The organism is Nonomuraea glycinis (assembly GCF_014646515.1).
In the GTDB taxonomy this organism is placed as follows: Bacteria; Actinomycetota; Actinomycetes; order Streptosporangiales; family Streptosporangiaceae; genus Nonomuraea; species Nonomuraea glycinis.
The window spans coordinates 642,774-659,954 of record NZ_BMNK01000002.1 but is presented as its reverse complement, the minus strand read 5'-3'; the positions used below and the strand labels follow the sequence as shown (position 1 = coordinate 659,954).

The window sequence follows — 17,181 nt, the reverse complement described above, 5'->3', positions numbered from 1 at the left end:
GCCCCCTCCGCCCGGGTGAGCGGGCGGAGGAGGCACGGTCATCCGGTCAGCCGGCTACGGGCTGGAGCTGGGTGAGCGTCTCGAATCCGCCCAGTTCGAGCCAGTTACGCCACATAACGGGCGCCGTCTTGGGCGCTCCCGGCGCCGAGGAGGGCCAGTTCTTCCACACGCCGTTGCTGGACTGGGCCCACAGGCCGTTGTACCAGAGCGGGATGTTCGGCATCTCGTCCAGGTGGATCTTCTGCAGGTCGGAGATGACGGACTTCATGCCCTCGATGTCGTCGGTCTTGACCTGGTCCAGTTTCTGGACCAGCTCCCACGCCTTCTTGTTCTCGTAGCGGCCGAAGTTGACGGTGTTCTGCGCCTTGCGGATCGGCAGCTGGAACAGATAGTCGTAATAGGTCCACGGGCTGCTGGACAGCTGGCGCTCGTTGTTGACGATCAGGTCGAAGTTGCCCTTGCTGCGGTTCTCGACGAGCGCGTTGAAGTCGGGGAACTCCGGATTGACGTCGATGCCGGCCGCCTTGGCGCTGCTGGAGATCACCCGGGCCGCCTCCATCCAGTCCGTCCAGCCCGCCGGCACCTCCAGCTTCAGGCTGATCTTCGAGCCGTCCTTGTTCTCCACCAGCCCGTCGCCGTCGGTGTCCTTGTAACCGGCGTCGGCCAGCGTCTTCTTGGCCTTGGCGGTGTCGAAGGTGAAGCCGTCGGAGCTCACCACGCCCTGGTCGACGAACTGGTCCCACTGCGGCAGCAGGCCCGTCGGGCTGGCGGCCTTGACCAGGTTGCCGTACACGCCTTCGACGATCTTCTTGACGTCCACGGAGGCGGCCAGCGCCCTGCGGAAGGCCGGGTCGTTCATCGGCTTCTTGGTGGTGTTGGGCACCAGCCAGGCGGTGTTCGCCGACAGCATGTACGGGGGCTCGTTGTAGAACGTGGTGATGCCGAAGTTGCCCTTGACCAGGTTGGCCACGCCGGGCATGAAGTTGTTGCTCATGTCCATGCCCTTCTGCAGCAGAAGGCCCATGGCCACCTCGTTGCTGGGCGTGGCGACGTCGACGATGTACTTGGGCTTGGGCTCCATGTTGAGCACCGTCTTGCCCCACCAGTCGTCGCGCTTGACCCAGACCACGCGGTCCTGGTCGTGGCTCTGGTACTTGTACGCGCCGCTGCCGATGGGGTTCTCGTTGACCCCGTTCAGCACGTCCTCCTCGGACCGGCCGCTCCAGATGTGCTCGGGCACGATGACCCGGCCGTACAGGTTGAAGTCCCATTCCTGGTAGTTGGCCTGGGAGAACGAGAAGCGGACCGTCTGGTCGTCGACCGCCTCGACCGTCTTCAGCCAGTCCCAGATGTTGTGGTAGGGGACCGTCTCCATCTTGCCCAGGCTGTAGGAGAAGGCGACGTCCTTGGCGGTCAGCGGCTTGCCGTCCGCCCAGGTGACGCCCGTGCGGACCTTGACCTCGTACGTCGTGTCGTCCGTCCAGCTGCCGCTCTCGGCGATCCACGGCGTGAGCTTGGCCGCGTTGGCGTCGTAGTGGAAGAGCGTCTCGTACACCAGGCCCTTGGTGCCGGTGGCGGAGTCCCACTCGCGGATCGGGTTGAAGTTGGCGGGCGGGCCCCACTGGGTGCCCGTGGTGTACAGCGTCTCGTTGCGCGGGAGCGCGCCGGTGTTGCCCTGTGGAGCGGGGGCGGCGCTGCCTGCCTGTGAGGCTTGCGGAGCCGGCGTCGCGCCGCCTCCCGAACAGGCGGTCGCGGCCATGCCCACCGCGAGAAGCGGTATCAGGATCCGTGCCCGGGTCTGCATGTGCGTTTCTCCTTCCCCCACCGAAGCGGAGGTCGACCATGTGTCCAACCCCGAAGTCGGCGGCCCGGGACTTACGCCGCCGTCGTGCCTGGTCAGCGCCCTGATCGGCGGGTACGGAGAGGCTTGGGAGCGCTCTCATGCACTACCGGGCAGAACCGCGCTGAACCGGATAAGTACCGAGAACGTAAATTCGCGATGACAACCCCGTCAAGGGCCGTGACGCGTTTGAGACAATAGCGGCTACCGGATGTACGACGCTCCGGCCAGGGGTAAAGTGCGACTAGACACGTGGCTAACCGGTTCAGAAACAGGGGGCTCGGTGAAGCGACCGACGATCGCCGACATCGCTCGGCAAGCGGGAGTCTCCAAGGTGGCCGTCTCCTACGCGCTCAACGACCGCCCCGGGGTCTCCCCCGCCAGACGCGCCGCCATCAAGGCCATCGCCGAAGAGATCGGCTGGCGCCCCAACAGCGCCGCCCGCGCCCTCAACGGCGCCCAGGCCCGCACCGTCGGCCTCACCCTGTGCCGGCCCGCGCGCATACTCGGCGTCGAGCCCTTCTTCATGGAGCTGATCAGCGGCATCGAGACCGAGCTGTCGACGCGCTCCTACGCGCTCATGCTCCAGGTCGTGACCAGCCCCGAGCAGGAGATGGAGATCTACCACCGCTGGTGGGGCGAGGGCCGCGTCGACGGCGCCTTCCTCGTCGACTTGCGCTTCGCCGACCCCCGCGTCAGCGCGCTCAAGGAGCTCGGCCTGCCCGCAGTCGTCATCGGCCACCCCTCCGCGGCCGGCTCGCTCACCCCCGTCTGGTCCGACGAGGCCGTCCCCGTCCGCGAGACCGTCGAATACCTGGCCGCCCTCGGCCACCGCGGCATCGCCCGCGTCGCCGGCCTGCCCGACCTCGTCCACACCGTGCTCCGCGACCAGGCCTTCACCGCCGCCTGCCAGGACCTCGGCCTCGACCGGCACACCATCATGCACACCGACTACACCGGTGAGGAAGGCGCCCGCGCCACCCGCCGCCTCGTCAGCTCCCCCACCCGGCCCACGGCCATCGTGTACGACAACGACATCATGGCCGTCGCCGGCATGTCAGCCGCCCACGAGATGCGCCTCGACGTGCCCGGCGACCTGTCGATCGTGGCCTGGGACGACTCACCCCTCTCCCAGGTCGTACGGCCGGCCCTGAGCGCCCTCACCCGCGACATCCCGGCCTACGGCGTGCACGCGGCCCGGACGCTGCTGTCATTGATCGACGGCGAGGAAGTGGAGGGAGTCGAGGACCGGGCGGCCCGCCTCCTCCCCCGAGGCAGCACGGCCCCACCGAAAGAAAAGACCCCGCCAGTCCCGGAGGACGGCGAGAAGTAATCCGTACAGGGGCGTCTTACCACCCGGCCGTTGCCCATCCGCGCCTCAGCTCTTGACGAGTGCTTCGCGGCGGATCCACTGGAGCAAGGTGGGGTTGTCGACGGTGGTGATGACGCCCACGGTGGCGCGAAGGTAGCGGTCATCGTCCAGCAGGGCCAGCATGCTCGCGGCCAGGTCCGCACGGGCGGTGAACCTGCCGTCGGCGTGGCCCTTCACGAGGGTGTAGTCGGTGACCGACGGCAGGTGGTAGAGCCCGCTCGGGCGCACGATCGTCCAGTCCAGATCGCCGGCGCGGACCAGCGTTTCCATCCGCCGCATGTCGTCGTACAAGGTCTTACCGAGCACCCGTGTCACGTAGGGCAGCAATAGCCGGTTGAACAGGAACCCGCCGTCGGAGTACGGGTGCGGGTCCACCCCGCTTGAGCTGACCACGGCGAGCCGACGCACCCGATGCCGTTTCATCGCGGCGGCGATATTGGCCACACCCTGCGAGTAGGTGCTGATCGGTTCCTTCCCAGCGGGTACCCCGAGCGTCGACAGCACCACATCCCGCTCCGCCACGGCGGCGTCGACGGCCACCGGATCGAGCACGTCGGCCGCGACCACCGTGAGCCGATTATGGCGTAGTGGAAACGAGCCCGGCTGCCGGGTGACCGCGGCGACCTGGTGTCCGGCGGCGAGTGCCTGGTCGGTGAGCAAGCGGCCGGTGAGGCCATTGGCCCCGAAGACTGCGATACGCATGACGACTGTCCTTGTCTGATCATGTCCGGGTATTCGGTTGCTGTCCACGCGGACCGCCCTAGGCGGTTACGCGAGCGCCTTCCCGCAGGCCGCATCCCGCGCGGCGGCCAGGCGGAGCTTGCGCTTGGGCAGGCCGAAGGTGGGGTGCGAGGTGGCCCACAGCGAGGTCTTGAGGATGCCGGACTTGATCCACGCGGCCTTCCGGCCGCCCATGTACGTCGGTTTTGCTTGCCCTTCGTCGTCGACCATCTGCAGGATCGCGTCCCGCCGTCCGAGGCTGATGTGGTTGCCCGGGTAGGCCAGCTTGCCCGTCGCGATCTTGCGGCCGGTCAGGTGTCCCACGATCGCGTGGATCGCCTGCCCGCCGGTGAAGCCGGCCGAAGCGCAGGACATCAGCAGCGGCCGGCCGTTGTCGCCGATGGCGTAGGCGCTGTCGCCGGCGGCGTAGACGTTGGGGTGCGAGACCGACCGCATGGTGCGATCGACGACGATCTGGCCGTTCTCGGTGACCTCCAGCCCGCCGGCGGCGGCGATGGGGTTGACCGCGAACCCGGCCGTCCACACGGTCACGTCGGACGCCAGAGCGGTGCCGTCGGCGCACCGCACCCGCGTCGCTTCGACGGCTTCGGCGCTGGTGTGCTCCAGGACGGTGATGCCCAGCCGGTCGCAGGCCCGGCGCAGGTGGCTGCGGGCTCCGGCGGAGAGCCGGGCGCCCAGTTCGCCGTGGGCGATCAGTGTCACCGACAGGCCGGGCCGGGATTCGGCGAACTCGGTGGCGGTCTCGATGCCGGTCAGCCCGTCGCCGACGACCAGCACACTGCCGCCTTCACCCCGTCTGTCCAGGCTGTCCAGGCGCTCGCGCAGGCGCAGCGCCGCGGGCCGGGCGGTGACGTGGAAGGCGTGCTCGGCCACGCCGGGGACGCCGTGGTCGGCCACGTGGCTGCCGAGCGCGTACACGAGCGTGTCGTAGCCGAGCTCGCTGCCGTCGGCGTCGGCCACGGCGACGACCTGGCGTTCGGGGTGGACGGCGGCCACACGGGCCAGGCGCAGCCGTATCCCCGTGCCCGCGAAGACGTCGGCGAGCTTTTGAGTTTCGATCTCCTGGCCGGCCGCGAGCTGGTGCAGCCGCAGCCGTTCGACGAAGTCCGGCACAGCGTTGACCACGGTGATCTCGGTGTCCGCCGGGGACAGCCGGCGGGCCAGGTTCCCGGCCACGTAGGCCCCGGCATAGCCGGCGCCGAGGACGACGATGCGGTGCTTCATGCGTTGCTCCTGTCAGTTGGCTTGCTCTCGGTGAGTCGACTCGGCCCTGGGTCACCGATCTTTCTGATCGAGGTTGCCGTGAGCCTGCGCCGAGAGGTCCTGCCAGTCGGCCCAGGTCTTGAGCCGGTCGGCGTAAGCCTGCTGGAGCATCGGGTAGAAGCCCTGGCCGAACAGCACCCTCAGGGGCGGGTTGTCGGAGTCGACGATCTTGAGGAGTGCCTGGGCCGCGGCGGCCGGGTCACCGGCGGGCTGCCTTCCCGCGAACGCGGCGATGTGCCGGCGAAGGCCGTCGTAGATCGGGTTGGGCTCGGACAAGTGGCCGTTGTGGAGGGGATCGGGGTTCTTGCCGGACCGGGTGGCGAAGCCGCCGGGCTCGATCACGGTCACCTTGATGCCGAAGTCGGCGACCTCGTGGGCGAGGGATTCGTTCAGGGCTTCCAGCGCCCACTTGGAGGCGCTGTAGGCGCCGCTGAGCGGCATCGCCATGAGCCCGGCCGCCGAGGAGATCTGGATGACGTGCCCCGAGCGCTGCTCGCGCAGGTAGGGCAGCGCGGCCTGGATCACCCACACCGCGCCGAACAGGTTGGTCTCCAGCTGGTCGCGCAGCTCCTGCTCGGCCAGCTCCTCGATCGTGCCGACCTGGGCATAGCCGGCGTTGTTCACGATGACGTCCAGACGGCCGAAGTGCTCCATGGCCCGCTTGACGCCCTCGAAGACGGCGGTCTTGTCGGTCACGTCCAGCTCCAGCGGAAACACCGCCTCGCCAAAGACGGCGACCAACTCGTTAAGGCTTGCGGTGTTCCGGGCGGTCGCGGCCACCTGGTCACCGCGCGACAGAGCGGCCTCGACGAAGGTGCGGCCGAGGCCGCGGGACGAACCGGTGACGAACCAGACCTTGCTCATGATGTCTTTCCGTTCTGCCTGCGGTGGCGGTTGCGCGGCGGTCACCACGCAATGGGGCCAAGGCGATCAACTCGGGGAGTTGCGTGCCGCGCGAATCGTTCGCGCGGCGTCCTGACGACCATGAGGCGCCGGCGCCCCGAACTTTGTGACAGTGCGGTCATGTGACGTACGCCACCGAGCATGGGGTGTCACACAGCGGTGAGGGCCGGCGTCTTGTGGTGGAGCAGGAGTTGCGGGTGAACAGGCAGGAGCCAGGCATGAACGAGCGCAGGGATGCGATGACGCGCACAGCCAAGCCGATGGCTGGTGGTGACCGCACGGATTGCGCCACCGAGGCGACCGAGGCGTTCGTCGCCCACCGCAACCTGCTGTTCACCGTCGCGTACGAGATGCTCGGCTCGGCGGCCGACGCCGAGGACGTCCTGCAGGAGACCTGGCTGCGGTGGGTCAAGGTCGACCTCGGGCAAGTGCGCGACCAGCGCGCCTACCTGGTCCGGATCACGACCCGGCGCTCGCTTGACCGGCTGCGCGCCGTGAGGCGGCGCAAGGAGGCTTATGTCGGTCCTTGGCTGCCCGAGCCGCTGCTCACCGCGCCGGACGTGGCCGAGGACGCCGAGCTCGCCGAGAGTGTGTCGATGGCGCTGATGCTGGTCCTGGAGACGCTGTCGCCGACCGAGCGCGCCGTCTTCGTGCTGCGCGAGGCCTTCGACGTCGGCTACGACGAGATCGCCGCCGCCGTCGGCAAGAGCCCCGCGGCCGTCCGCCAGATCGCGCACCGCGCCCGCCGGCACGTCGATGCCCGCCGCCCCCGCCAGGTGGCCTCCCCGAGCCAGACCCGGGCGGCTCTGGAATCGTTCCACCGCGCGATCGAGACCAGGGACCTGCGGGGCCTGCTTGACGTCCTCGCTCCTGAGGTCGTCCTCATCGGCGACGGCGGCGGGGTCAAGCAGGCCGTGCAGCGGCCGGTCACCGGCGCCGAGAAGGTGGCCCGCATGATCGTCGGCGGTCTCGGCAAGGCCCAAATCGTGCTCACCAGCGAGCCCACCGTGATCAACGGCAACCCGGCACTCCTCCTGCGCGTAGACGGCGAGCTCGACGGCGTCATAGCAGTCCGGGTCGAGGACGCCCTGATCACCGGCCTCTACTACGTCCGCAACCCCGAGAAGCTGACGCGCATCGCATCCGAGATTCCGCTCACCCTGCGGTGAACACCGGCTACGAGCCGGCCGCCGACAAGCACGACCAACTCAGCCAGATCCGCTACCAGGAGATCATTCATGACGAAGAACATCGCCAATGGACTCGCCGATCTGGAGCTGCCGGTCGAGCGGGGCTGTCCGTTCGCCCCGCCCGCCGCCTACGAGCGACTGCGCGAGCGGGCGCCGATCAACAAGGTCCGCCTGACCAGCGGCGGCGAGGCCTGGTGGGTGGCCGGGCATGAGGAGGCCCGTGCCGTCCTCGCCGACGCCCGCTTCTCCTCCGACAAGCGCAAGAACGGCTTCCCGCTCTTCACCCTCGATGCGGCGACCCTGCGGCAGTTCCGCAGCCAGCCGCCGTTGATGCTCGGCATGGACGGCGCGGAACACGCCGCGGCCCGCCGCCCGGTGATCGGCGAGTTCACCGTGAAGCGACTGGCCGCGCTGCGCCCGCGCATCCAGGACATCGTCGACCACTTCATCGACGACATGCTCGCCACCGACCAGCGCCCGGTCGACCTGGTGCAGGCGCTGTCCCTGGCGGTGCCCTCCCTGGTGATCTGCGAACTGCTCGGCGTCCCCTACGCCGACCACGACTTCTTCCAGAGCCGCACCACCATGATGGTGAGCCGGAACTCGCAGGAAGACCGCCTGCGAGCCCTCGGCGAACTGCGCGCCTTCATCGACGACCTGATCACCCGCAAGGAGTCCGAACCCGGCGACGACCTGTTCGGCCGGCTGATCGCCCGGCAACGCCAGGAGGGCGCCCTCGACCACGCGGGCCTGGTGAGCCTGGCCTTTCTCCTGCTGACCGCCGGACACGAGACCACGGCGAACATGATCTCGCTCGGCGTGGTCGGACTGCTCACCCACCCGGAGCAACTGACCCTGATCACGGCCGACCCGGGCAGGACGCCCATGGCCGTGGAGGAGTTGCTGCGCTACTTCACCATCGCCGACGGGGTCACCTCCCGGGTGGCCACCGAAGACGTGGAGATCGGCGGGGTGAGCATCAAGGCCGGCGAAGGCGTCGTCGTCTCGATGCTGTCGGCCAACTGGGACCCGGCGGCGTTCAAGGATCCGGCCGAACTGGACATCGAGCGCGGGGCCCGCCACCACGTCGCCTTCGGGTTCGGCCCGCACCAGTGCCTCGGCCAGAATCTGGCCCGGATGGAGCTGCAGATCGTCTTCGACACGCTGTTCCGCCGCATCCCCACCCTGCGGCTCACCGCACCGGTCGATGACCTGCCGTTCAAGTCCGACGCCGTCATCTACGGCGTTCACGAGCTCCCGGTCACCTGGTGAGCAGGACATGATGCGGATCCAAGCGGACACCGGCCAGAGCGCCGCGCAGGCGCGCCACGCCGTCACCCTGTGCCCACCCCGAGCCCTATCCATTTGGCCGCCACGGGGCCTTCTTCGCGGTGCCGAACCAGCGGCCGAGCGCTCCCCTGAGGCCGGCCGGATCGGTTCCTGACCAGGCGACGTACCCGTCGGGACGGATGAGCAGCGACGGCGCCGACGGGGTCGCCGCACGCGCGGCCACGCGGGCGACGCGATCGGACCAGGGCGACGCGGCCTCGGCGAGCGCGGCGCCGGCGGAGAGGTCCACGAGCAGCGGGCGGGCGTCGCGGCGGAGTTCGGCGAGGCGGAGCTTGCGACCGTCCTCGGTCGTCAGGTCGAGGCGCGGCGCGAACCACCCGGTGGCGTCGGCGGGCTCGGGCTCGCCCATGTCGTAGCGGACGTCCACGCCCGCCATCAGGTCGGCGATCAGCCGTACGTTCTCGCGCTTCGCCAGTAACTCGGTGAACAGCTCGCGCAGGGCGGTCACGGCGCTGCCCGGCGCCATGAGGGCCGTCTGCGACTGCGTCTGCGTGAACACGCGCTCGCCGAGCGCGCGGCGTTCCGGCTCGTAGCTGTCGAGCAGTCCGCCGGGGGCCCACCCGTGCAGGTCCGCCGCCAGCTTCCACGCCAGGTTCGCGGCGTCCTGCAGCCCCAGGTTGAGGCCGGGGCCGCCCGAGGCGGCATGGACGTGGGCGGCGTCGCCGGCGAGGAAGACCCGCCGGTCGCGGTAGCGCTCCGCCAGCCGCGTGTTCCGCCCGCAGATCCGGCGCAGGAGGGCCGGCGAGCCCTCCGGCGGCGCGGACAGGGCCACCCGCACGCCGAGGACCCGTTCGACGCTCGCCTCCAACTCCTCGAACGTCATCGGCGCGCCCGGACCGGGGTAGCTGCCGACGGGGTGGTCCTCCCATTCGAGCGTCGTGATGAAGGGATGCTCGGGATCGAGGAACGCGATCAAGACGACCCCGCGTTCCGTCCGGTGGAAGTAGCCGGAGATCTCCCCGAACCCGTCGATCGCGACCCGGCCGCCCGGCACCGGCCTGATCTGCTCGGTCGCTCCGATGATGGCCCCTCGCGACACCACCCGTTCGTCGACGATTCCCGGGAACGCGATGCCCGCCTGCTTCCGGACCTCGCTGTGGCCGCCGTCGCACCCGACGAGGAACCGGGCGCTGAGGTTCTCCTGCGCGCCGTCGGGGCCCGCGACGACGAGATCGACGTGGTCGTCCGCCTGCGCGAACTTCAGCACCTCGTGGCCGCGGCGAACGTCGACGCCCAGTTCGGCAGCCCGCTCGGCGAGGAGACGTTCGAGGTCGCGCTGGTTGATCTGGAGCATGAACATCGGGTTGTCGTCGCCGAGCACGTGCACCGGCAGCGTCAGTGTCCCGAAGTAGAACGTGGGCAACGGCTCGGGGGCCCCCGACCCGCCGAACCGCTCGTACAGGCCGCGATCGTCGAGCAGGCGCACCGCCTGGCCGACGACGCCGTGGGCCTTGTCGTCCTGACTCTGCTCGGGCAGTCGTTCGAGCACCACCGGGTCGACCCCCGCGAGCTTGAGCTCGCAGGCCAGAAAGAGCCCGACGGGCCCTCCGCCGACGATGACGACGTCGATCATCTCGTACACCCTGTTTCTACTCAAGAGAGGAAAAGCTCTCTTGTAACAGTAGGCGCGTTTGCTTAGAAAGGAAAGCCTCTCTAGGGTTGAGGGATGGCAGAACTCGTCCCGAAGGCCGCTCGCCGCCGGCACGGCGAAGAGCTCCAGGCCGCGCTGCTCGAAGCCGCCTGGGAGGAGCTCGTCGAGACCGGCTACGCCAAGCTGACGATGGAGTCCGTCGCCAGACGAGCGCACACCGGGATCGCGGTGCTCTACCGCCGCTGGGCCAACAAGGACCAGCTCGTGCTCGCCGCCATCGAGCACTACCCCAACGTCCACCCGGTCCCGATCCCCGACACCGGCACGCTGCCCGGCGACCTGCTCGCCCTGCTGACCAGCATGGGCGAAGGCCGCGCCTCCTTCTTCGCCATCGCCGCGGCCAGCGTCTTCTCGGGGCTGCTCACCGACGCCGGGCTGACCCTCGCGCAGGCGCGCGAGAAGATCCTGGGTGACGCGCCACTGTCACGCGTCGAGACCGTCTACCGACGCGCCCACGACCGCGGCGAGATCGATCTTGACCGCATCCCCCCTGCGGTGCTCGCCATGCCCTTCGACCTGGTGCGCCACGATCTGCTCATGAGCCTGGAGCCTCTGGAGCCCGCCCGCATTCAGTCGATCGTCAACGACCTCTTCATGCCCCTGGTCCATGACCAACAGGGCAGGCCCGCAGCGAGCTCGCGCCGGGCCGGCCGCCTACCGTAGGCAAGGAAGCTCGAACCAGACGCCGGTGCCCAGTTGGCCGGTGCCGCACAGACGGGTCCACTCGGCGCCGCAGCGGCCGTGGGTGAACTCGGCGACGATCCGCAGGCCCCGCCCGCCCAGGGCCAGCTCGTCGATGTCGTCCGGGACGGTGAGGGGGCGGCGCAGCAGGCCGTCGATCAGCCCGGCGCCGGCGCCGGCGTCCACCACCTCGACCCTGACCGGGGCGCCGTCGTCGTGCACGATCCGCAGCTCGTAGGGGCCGGGCGCGTAGCTGGCCGCGTTGGTGGCCAGTTCGGCGACGACCAGCTCCAGCTCGACGAGCACGTCGCGGGCGAGGTGCTGCTGAGCCAGGTGGTCGCGCAGGAGTTCGCGAGCACGGGTGGTGGCACTGTCAGGGGGCAGGCACCACGCGATCATCCGAGAGCTTTCATGGGATCTGTCTGATATGGCGGAGCCTGACGTAGGCACATCGCCTTCCTCTCCGGTAGGTACCGAGAGCGTGCATCGGAGCCTCCTTCCTGTGGAGCGGCGCCCTGTCGGGACCGGCGGCGGAGGGACCAGCGGGCGCAGGCGGCAGCCAGTTGCCATCGTGCCGAGTGAAATCCATGTACGGAGAGTCGCGATGCCGATACTCTCCGCTTGTCAGATGGGTGATCGGCCGAGCCGATCGCCTTGGGTGATAGGCCCGCGGATACGACCTCGAGCGCGGTGGGACGCCCGTTACCGTGAGCCCAACGAATCGGCCGTGGAAAGGTCGGGATGAACGTCAGCAACGCCAGCGCGCACGACATAGACCCCACCATCTGGGACGACCCACAGATGCGTCAGGCTTTGTACGTCCGCGACATGGCCACTGTCTATCGGCTGTTGCAACGCATCGGCATCTCCCAGCGTCACATCGCCACCCTCACGACCCAGTCCCAGTCGGAGATCTCCGAGATCCTCAAAGGCCGCCAGGTGATGGCCTACGACGTGCTGGGCCGCATCGCCGACGGGCTGGGCATCCCGCGCGGCTACATGGGACTGGCTTACGACACGTCCTGCCCCGAGCCCGCCAAGCCGACGAAGGAGCCCGAGGCAGACCTTGACGAGGACGAACAGGTACGGCGCCTTCTCGCCCGTGCCGCACAGGTGACCGTCGGCGCGGCGGGGGAGGACAGCGACACGTGGACGCATCCCCTGGCCTCCGTGGCGACGCCCGCACCGCAGCGGATCGGGCTGGCCGACATCGAGCAGGTCGAGACGGTGACGCGCACCCTGCGGGCGCTGGACTACCAGCACGGCGGCGGCGTCTGCCGGGACGCGGTGGTGGCCCAGCTCGCCTGGACCCAGCGACTGCTGCACGCGACCTGCTCGGAGCAGGTCGGCTTGAGGCTGCACCAGGCGCTGGCGGACCAGCACAATCTGGCGGGCTGGACGTCCTTCGACGTCGGTCTGTACGGCCCGGCGCGGCAACACCTGGCCCTCGCGCTCGAACAGGCCAAACACGCCAGAAACTTCTCCCTCGCGGCCAACGTCCTCTACCGGATGGGCCGCGTACACCTGCACTGTGACCGGGTGCAGGACGCGTTGCGATTCTTCCAGCTAGGGCAGATCTGCGCACAGGATGCCAACTGTGAGCGGACGGTGGCGATGTTGTGTGCCAACGAAGCCTGGGCGTACGCCCTGCTGGGCGACGCCGAGCTCGCCCTCAAGTCGATCCACCGGGCGCGGGACGAGTTCGCCCGCTCCTGCGGCCGGCCCCTTCCGGCCTGGGTCAACTTCTTCGGCCCGGCCGACCTCGACGCGCTGAGCGGCATGGTCTACGCCGACCTCACCGACGGACACCTCGACGTCGCCTCGGAGTTCCTCACCAAGGCGCTGGAGGGCCGCGACCCGAGCATGACGAGAAGCAGAGTGTTCGAGCTGACCGCGCTGGCGACCGTGCAGCTCCGGGCCGGTGAGCTGAACAGCGCGATCGCCAACGGCCACCAGGTCGTCGCCCTGGCGAGCCAGATCCGCTCAAAACGGATCCTCGACCGGCTCGCCCCCCTCCAGGCCGCCGCCGTCGCACGGCCCCACGCCGACGCGCAGGACCTCGCCCAGCGCATCGCGACGGTGCGTGCGGCATGACGGCGACCGCCGACCACACCTGCGGACTCACCCGCGACCGGCTCGACACGCTGCTCACCGCCGTCTGCGACCAGGCCGGCCTCCCCTCCGCCGGCGCCGAGCTGATCAAGTTCACCAACAACGCCGTCTTCCGCCTGCCCCACGCGCCCGTCGTCGTCCGCATCGCGGGCTCCACCGCCGCCCGTGTCACCCTGCCCACGGTGGTGCGGGTCGCCCGCTGGCTGGCGCATCACGACTTCCCGGCCGTACGACTCCTGCCGGGGGTCGAGCAACCCATACGGGTGGACGACCAGCTGGCCACCTTGTGGACGTACATCCCCGAGGTGGGACCGCGTCCCGGCGGCGCGGACCTGGCCACCCTGCTCCAGCGCCTGCACACCCTCCCCCATCCACGCCACAGCCTGCCGCCGTGGCAGCCGATGAACCAGATCCGCTGGCGGCTCGCCGAACCGGAGGACCTCTCCCCCGACGACCACGCCTTCCTCCTGGACGAGTGCGACGAGCTCGAAGACCAGCTCGGCACGCTCCGCTACGTGCTCCCGCCGGGCGTCATCCACGGGGACGCCTTCCTCGGCAACGTCATCGCGGGGCCGGACGGGCCCGTGCTGTGCGACTTCGACAGCACCACCATCGGCCCCCGCGAATGGGACCTGACCCCGGCGGCGGTCGGCAGCCTCCGGATGAACTACCCGGTGAACGAGCACCTCCCGCTCGCGGAGCAGTACGGCTTCGACGTGATCGGCTGGGAGGGCTTTCCGGTGCTGCGCCGCCTCCGCGAGCTCAAACTGGTCACCAGCGTGCTCCCGATCCTGCGCAGCAACCCTTCGATCCGGTCACAGTGGCAACACCGCATGCACAGCTTCAAGACCGGCGCCACAAACGTCCGCTGGGAGCCTTACAGGTGATGGACTACGCACCTACCTGAAACGGACCGCTCCTGACCAGGATCTGGCCACGGCTCCACTACCCCTCTACCTGGCCCGATCGGGATCGGGTCAGGTGACCTTCAGGCGCTGCTTCGGGGGCGTTCGGCGACTTTCAGCTCGCAAACGCCGTCCGAGCACGAACGCTGTAGTCGTCCTCTTGAGATCGTCTGCGCCAGCCCGATCGCCCAGCAGGTCGGGCACCCGCGGAAAGCGAACACGCCGACGGCGGCGAGCAGCAAGCTGACCGGCCCGACCACCGGCATGAGCGCCACCGAGCAGATCAGCGCCCCCAAGCCGACCACACCGCGCACCAGATGGCGCGGCAGCGACGAGCTCGCGAAGCTCTGGCCATCAGTCATCGAGACCCCCAAGAGCCGGGCCGGACAACGTGCGCTGCACCGCCGCGCGGGCGCGGTGCAACCGTGACTTCATCGCCGAGGTGCTGAGCCCCAGCAGGTCGGCGACCATCCGCCCGCTGAGCCCTTGCACATCCCGCATGATCAGGATTTGCCGCTGGTCGGTAGGTAGCGCCGCGATCGCCGCCGCCACCCGCGCGGCCTCCAGCCGCTCGAACACCTCGTCCTCGGCCGACGGCGCTGCGGTGGCCTCGGTGCGCGGCGGCTGAGACCGCATCATGAGCCGTGCCCGCCGAACGCACTCATTGCGAATGATCCGGAACATCCACGAAACGAGCGCGCTGGAGGCGCGCAAGGTGCCGATCTTGCGATACAGGACGATGAGCGCCTCCTGGGCGGCGTCCTCAGCGTCCTCGGGCGTGGCGCACAACGACCGCGCGAGCCTCTGCACGTGCGGGTGCGCGCCCGACACCAGCGCCGTGAGCGACTCGATGTCACCACTGCGCGCGGCGGCGACCAACCGCTCGTCCGACCATGTCGTCTCAGCCACGTCCACGCCTCCTCCGGCGGAGCACGACGAAACTACACGTACAGATGAGCACGGCAGCGACAGCGATACCTACTACCACGACAACCTCCATGTCCGTTGTCGCCGGCGGGGTCTGCCGGGACGTGTATGAGAGGCACCGAAGTCGCGAAAGGATTCGCCTCGCCGACGAGAAAGCCGGTCGGGTTCAGGCGGAAGGACTCTCGGGAGCAAGCATCTGCAGCCAGGCCAGCGCGGCCACGACGTTCGACTTGCCGGACGCGTTGGGCCCGAAGACGGCCGCGACGGGCAGGAGGCTCTCGCCCAGGTTGGCGACCGGCCGGGCTTCCTGCCGATCGCGGTCGACAGCGACCATCGACAACTCGACCGGGGTGAGGATCGAGCGGAAGTTGGCCACCTCAAAACGGATCAGCACAACGCCCCTCCTGCATTCAGACGGCCATCATGGCCTCCATTTCGTCGATTCTTGGCGAAGACAGGCTTCTGGTCGCGCATTGGAAGCAGCAATCAGCCGCATCGGTGCACGGATGGCGGAAGCGGTCAGGAAGGCGTCCGAGCGGAGCGAGGTCCACTCGGGGAGGCGGCCCGAGCGGTCAGCGAGGACCTTTGGGGGGCGGGCGTAGATGGCCCGGCGGGGGTGGATGGGGATCTGTGGTGTGGAGGTCTTCCTGGGGGCCGGTCGGTGCTGGGAGCATGTCGGCCATGTCGGTCGCTTCGCAGGATGACTCCGCACAGCAGGCACCACGTAAGCGAAAGCGCCGGCGGTGGATCTTCTACGCACTTGTCGCGCTGACGCCGTTCGCTCTGCTCTATGCGCTCCTCATGGCGCCCGTCTGGATCCACGACTATCAGCTGACAGGTCTTGCGGATCGCATTCTGCGGCATCCGACGCCACCGGGCGGCACCGGCGTCAGTTCTTACGAGCCGCAGCAGAGGATCAGCGGCGACTCGGGCGACTGCTGGGTCAGCGTGCGCTTCAGCCTGGTCACGGACAGGCCCGCGGAAGAAGTGCTGAAGCACTATGAAGCGGCCGATTTCGCGAAGGGCGATGAACGCTACACCGACTTCTCGGTCAATGCATGGGTGCCCTATGGATCAGATCCGGAAGAGTACGGCTACAAAACGATCATCATCGAAGTCGACGCCACCTACCAAGGCGACAGCGGCTGGGACTTCCGCTGCTTCTGAGACGGCGGCCACGTCTCGCCTGGTGGCGAGTCACGCCTTCTTGACGACGCTCGAGTCCGGGACCAGCCTCTCCAGGTCGTCCACGTCCGAGCTGAAGATGGTGACCTGCCTCTTCTGCTGTATCGAGAAATCACCCCCGTGTTATCCAAATTTGAACCATTATCGGGAAATATCGAGACAGACATCAGCATGGCGACACCTGGCCGAGTCAAGGCCCCAGTCAGCCATCGACGCGGCGTAGTCAGGCGGCCACAAGTCGTTGTTATCGATTGGAATCCCTAATTACCAGAATGACTTCTGGTCAAGGGAAGTTGAGCAGTGATAGCTTTCCCTTTGTCGCGAATATGGGGACGGGGGAAAGGGAATCCCGTGGGCATCGTCCTGCTCTGGGGCGCCTTCCGACCTCCTGTGGACCACATCGTTTCACCTGGAAGCGATATGGGTCGGCGAAGACACGCGCAGAGAGGACATCGGGGTGAGAAAGGCGATGAGAGTCGCTCTGGCGGGAGCGATGACAGTAGTGGCCATGGGGATGGCCGGGCCTCCCGCATCGGCGAACGGCTACCGCGACTACCACGTCCAACTGAGTCAACAAATGAGTGCCATCGTCAATATCTGCCTGAAGGCGGAGAGCTATGACGAGGCGAATCGGGAGTATCAAGAGAGCTGCACCGGAAAAGTGGCCTCTTTCACCAAACACGATCTCACGGTGCGGATCACCGACCGCCACCGGGTCTGGCTCAATGTGAATGTCCTCGCCGGGGAAAGTGCCGATCAGATCACCCTGCACAACGGGTACAGCAATACGCTGCAGCGGCACGTTTTCGAGGTGCATTGGTGTGCGCCGGTGGGCACCCTGTACATCTGGCAACTCGAGTGCAGCTCAGACTCGAATGGAAAGGAGGTCTATCACTGGCAGTGATCCGGTGAATGTGCTTCGGATATCGCCGATCGGCGGTCGGCGGGTGTGATTCGATTCGCCCACAGGTCCTGGTCAGGTGTACAGCCGACCAGGACCTTCCGTTCATCGCAGGTCCGCCGAACGCCGAGTTCGACGAAGCGGCAACGACGTCTCAGCT

Annotated in this window: 17 protein-coding genes; 8 read left to right on the top strand and 9 right to left on the bottom strand. The window is 68.4% G+C overall.

From position 1 onward, the window contains the following. Positions 1-46: 46 nt before the first annotated feature. A complete protein-coding gene (locus tag IEY87_RS08345) occupies positions 47-1,804 on the bottom strand; it encodes an ABC transporter substrate-binding protein (RefSeq protein WP_189137890.1) in 1,758 nt (585 codons plus the stop codon). A gap of 319 nt (positions 1,805-2,123) precedes the next feature. Here IEY87_RS08345 and IEY87_RS08340 point away from each other — a divergent pair, with 319 nt between their 5' ends. Next, positions 2,124-3,173: a LacI family DNA-binding transcriptional regulator gene (locus IEY87_RS08340; protein WP_189137889.1), complete on the top strand. Its 1,050-nt coding sequence runs from the start codon at positions 2,124-2,126 to the stop codon at positions 3,171-3,173. A 45-nt stretch (positions 3,174-3,218) separates the two neighbouring features. Here IEY87_RS08340 and IEY87_RS08335 read toward each other — a convergent pair whose 3' ends face one another. The 3 genes from IEY87_RS08335 to IEY87_RS08325 all read right to left on the bottom strand — a co-directional run bounded on the left by IEY87_RS08335 (position 3,219) and on the right by IEY87_RS08325 (position 6,080). Continuing rightward, positions 3,219-3,914 carry an NAD(P)-dependent oxidoreductase gene (locus IEY87_RS08335; protein WP_189137888.1) on the bottom strand — a complete coding sequence of 232 codons (696 nt, stop codon included), beginning with the start codon at positions 3,912-3,914 and terminating at the stop codon, positions 3,219-3,221. Positions 3,915-3,980: 66 nt separating this feature from the next. Continuing rightward, entirely contained in the window at positions 3,981-5,177 is a 1,197-nt protein-coding gene (locus IEY87_RS08330; RefSeq protein WP_189137887.1) for an NAD(P)/FAD-dependent oxidoreductase, read from the bottom strand. A gap of 51 nt (positions 5,178-5,228) precedes the next feature. Beyond that, positions 5,229-6,080: an SDR family NAD(P)-dependent oxidoreductase gene (locus tag IEY87_RS08325; protein ID WP_189137886.1), complete on the bottom strand. Its 852-nt coding sequence runs from the start codon at positions 6,078-6,080 to the stop codon at positions 5,229-5,231. A 278-nt stretch (positions 6,081-6,358) separates the two neighbouring features. Between IEY87_RS08325 and IEY87_RS08320 the strand changes: the two genes are divergently transcribed. Both IEY87_RS08320 and IEY87_RS08315 read left to right on the top strand, forming a co-directional pair. Further along, on the top strand, positions 6,359-7,288 hold the full coding sequence (locus IEY87_RS08320; protein ID WP_225277729.1) for an RNA polymerase sigma-70 factor: 930 nt from the start codon (positions 6,359-6,361) through the stop codon (positions 7,286-7,288). A 69-nt stretch (positions 7,289-7,357) separates the two neighbouring features. Continuing rightward, positions 7,358-8,581: a cytochrome P450 gene (locus tag IEY87_RS08315; protein ID WP_189137884.1), complete on the top strand. Its 1,224-nt coding sequence runs from the start codon at positions 7,358-7,360 to the stop codon at positions 8,579-8,581. Positions 8,582-8,666: 85 nt separating this feature from the next. Here IEY87_RS08315 and IEY87_RS08310 read toward each other — a convergent pair whose 3' ends face one another. Further along, positions 8,667-10,232 (bottom strand): FAD-dependent monooxygenase, encoded by a 1,566-nt coding sequence (locus IEY87_RS08310; RefSeq protein ID WP_189137883.1) that lies wholly within the window; start codon positions 10,230-10,232, stop codon positions 8,667-8,669. A gap of 93 nt (positions 10,233-10,325) precedes the next feature. On the opposite strand from IEY87_RS08310, the gene IEY87_RS08305 reads away from it, so the two are divergent. Further along, on the top strand, positions 10,326-10,973 hold the full coding sequence (locus IEY87_RS08305; protein WP_189137882.1) for a TetR/AcrR family transcriptional regulator: 648 nt from the start codon (positions 10,326-10,328) through the stop codon (positions 10,971-10,973). Here IEY87_RS08305 and IEY87_RS08300 read toward each other — a convergent pair. Further along, positions 10,965-11,390, bottom strand: a complete 426-nt coding sequence (locus IEY87_RS08300; RefSeq protein WP_189137881.1) for an ATP-binding protein — start codon at positions 11,388-11,390, stop codon at positions 10,965-10,967. The two genes, IEY87_RS08305 and IEY87_RS08300, sit on opposite strands and share 9 nt — an antisense overlap. A 342-nt stretch (positions 11,391-11,732) precedes the next feature. On the opposite strand from IEY87_RS08300, the gene IEY87_RS08295 reads away from it, so the two are divergent. Both IEY87_RS08295 and IEY87_RS08290 read left to right on the top strand, forming a co-directional pair. Continuing rightward, positions 11,733-13,085 carry a helix-turn-helix domain-containing protein gene (locus tag IEY87_RS08295; RefSeq protein ID WP_189137880.1) on the top strand — a complete coding sequence of 451 codons (1,353 nt, stop codon included), beginning with the start codon at positions 11,733-11,735 and terminating at the stop codon, positions 13,083-13,085. Beyond that, the gene (locus tag IEY87_RS08290) at positions 13,082-13,990 is read left to right on the top strand and encodes a phosphotransferase enzyme family protein (protein ID WP_189137879.1); all 909 of its coding nucleotides are present in this window, start codon (positions 13,082-13,084) and stop codon (positions 13,988-13,990) included. Before IEY87_RS08295 ends, IEY87_RS08290 begins: the two co-directional genes overlap by 4 nt. A gap of 101 nt (positions 13,991-14,091) precedes the next feature. On the opposite strand, the gene IEY87_RS08285 is transcribed toward IEY87_RS08290, so the two are convergent. The 3 genes from IEY87_RS08285 to IEY87_RS08275 form a co-directional block, all read right to left on the bottom strand. Next, on the bottom strand, positions 14,092-14,370 hold the full coding sequence (locus IEY87_RS08285) for a hypothetical protein (RefSeq protein WP_189137878.1): 279 nt from the start codon (positions 14,368-14,370) through the stop codon (positions 14,092-14,094). Then, positions 14,363-14,917 carry an RNA polymerase sigma factor gene (locus tag IEY87_RS08280; RefSeq protein ID WP_189137877.1) on the bottom strand — a complete coding sequence of 185 codons (555 nt, stop codon included), beginning with the start codon at positions 14,915-14,917 and terminating at the stop codon, positions 14,363-14,365. Before IEY87_RS08280 ends, IEY87_RS08285 begins: the two co-directional genes overlap by 8 nt. A gap of 184 nt (positions 14,918-15,101) precedes the next feature. Continuing rightward, the gene (locus tag IEY87_RS08275) at positions 15,102-15,329 is read right to left on the bottom strand and encodes an AAA family ATPase (RefSeq protein ID WP_225277697.1); all 228 of its coding nucleotides are present in this window, start codon (positions 15,327-15,329) and stop codon (positions 15,102-15,104) included. 287 nt (positions 15,330-15,616) lie between these two features. On the opposite strand from IEY87_RS08275, the gene IEY87_RS45575 reads away from it, so the two are divergent. Both IEY87_RS45575 and IEY87_RS08265 read left to right on the top strand, forming a co-directional pair. Beyond that, positions 15,617-16,102 carry a hypothetical protein gene (locus IEY87_RS45575; RefSeq protein ID WP_225277696.1) on the top strand — a complete coding sequence of 162 codons (486 nt, stop codon included), beginning with the start codon at positions 15,617-15,619 and terminating at the stop codon, positions 16,100-16,102. A gap of 475 nt (positions 16,103-16,577) precedes the next feature. Further along, the gene (locus IEY87_RS08265) at positions 16,578-17,024 is read left to right on the top strand and encodes a hypothetical protein (RefSeq protein ID WP_229699308.1); all 447 of its coding nucleotides are present in this window, start codon (positions 16,578-16,580) and stop codon (positions 17,022-17,024) included. Positions 17,025-17,181: the final 157 nt, after the last annotated feature.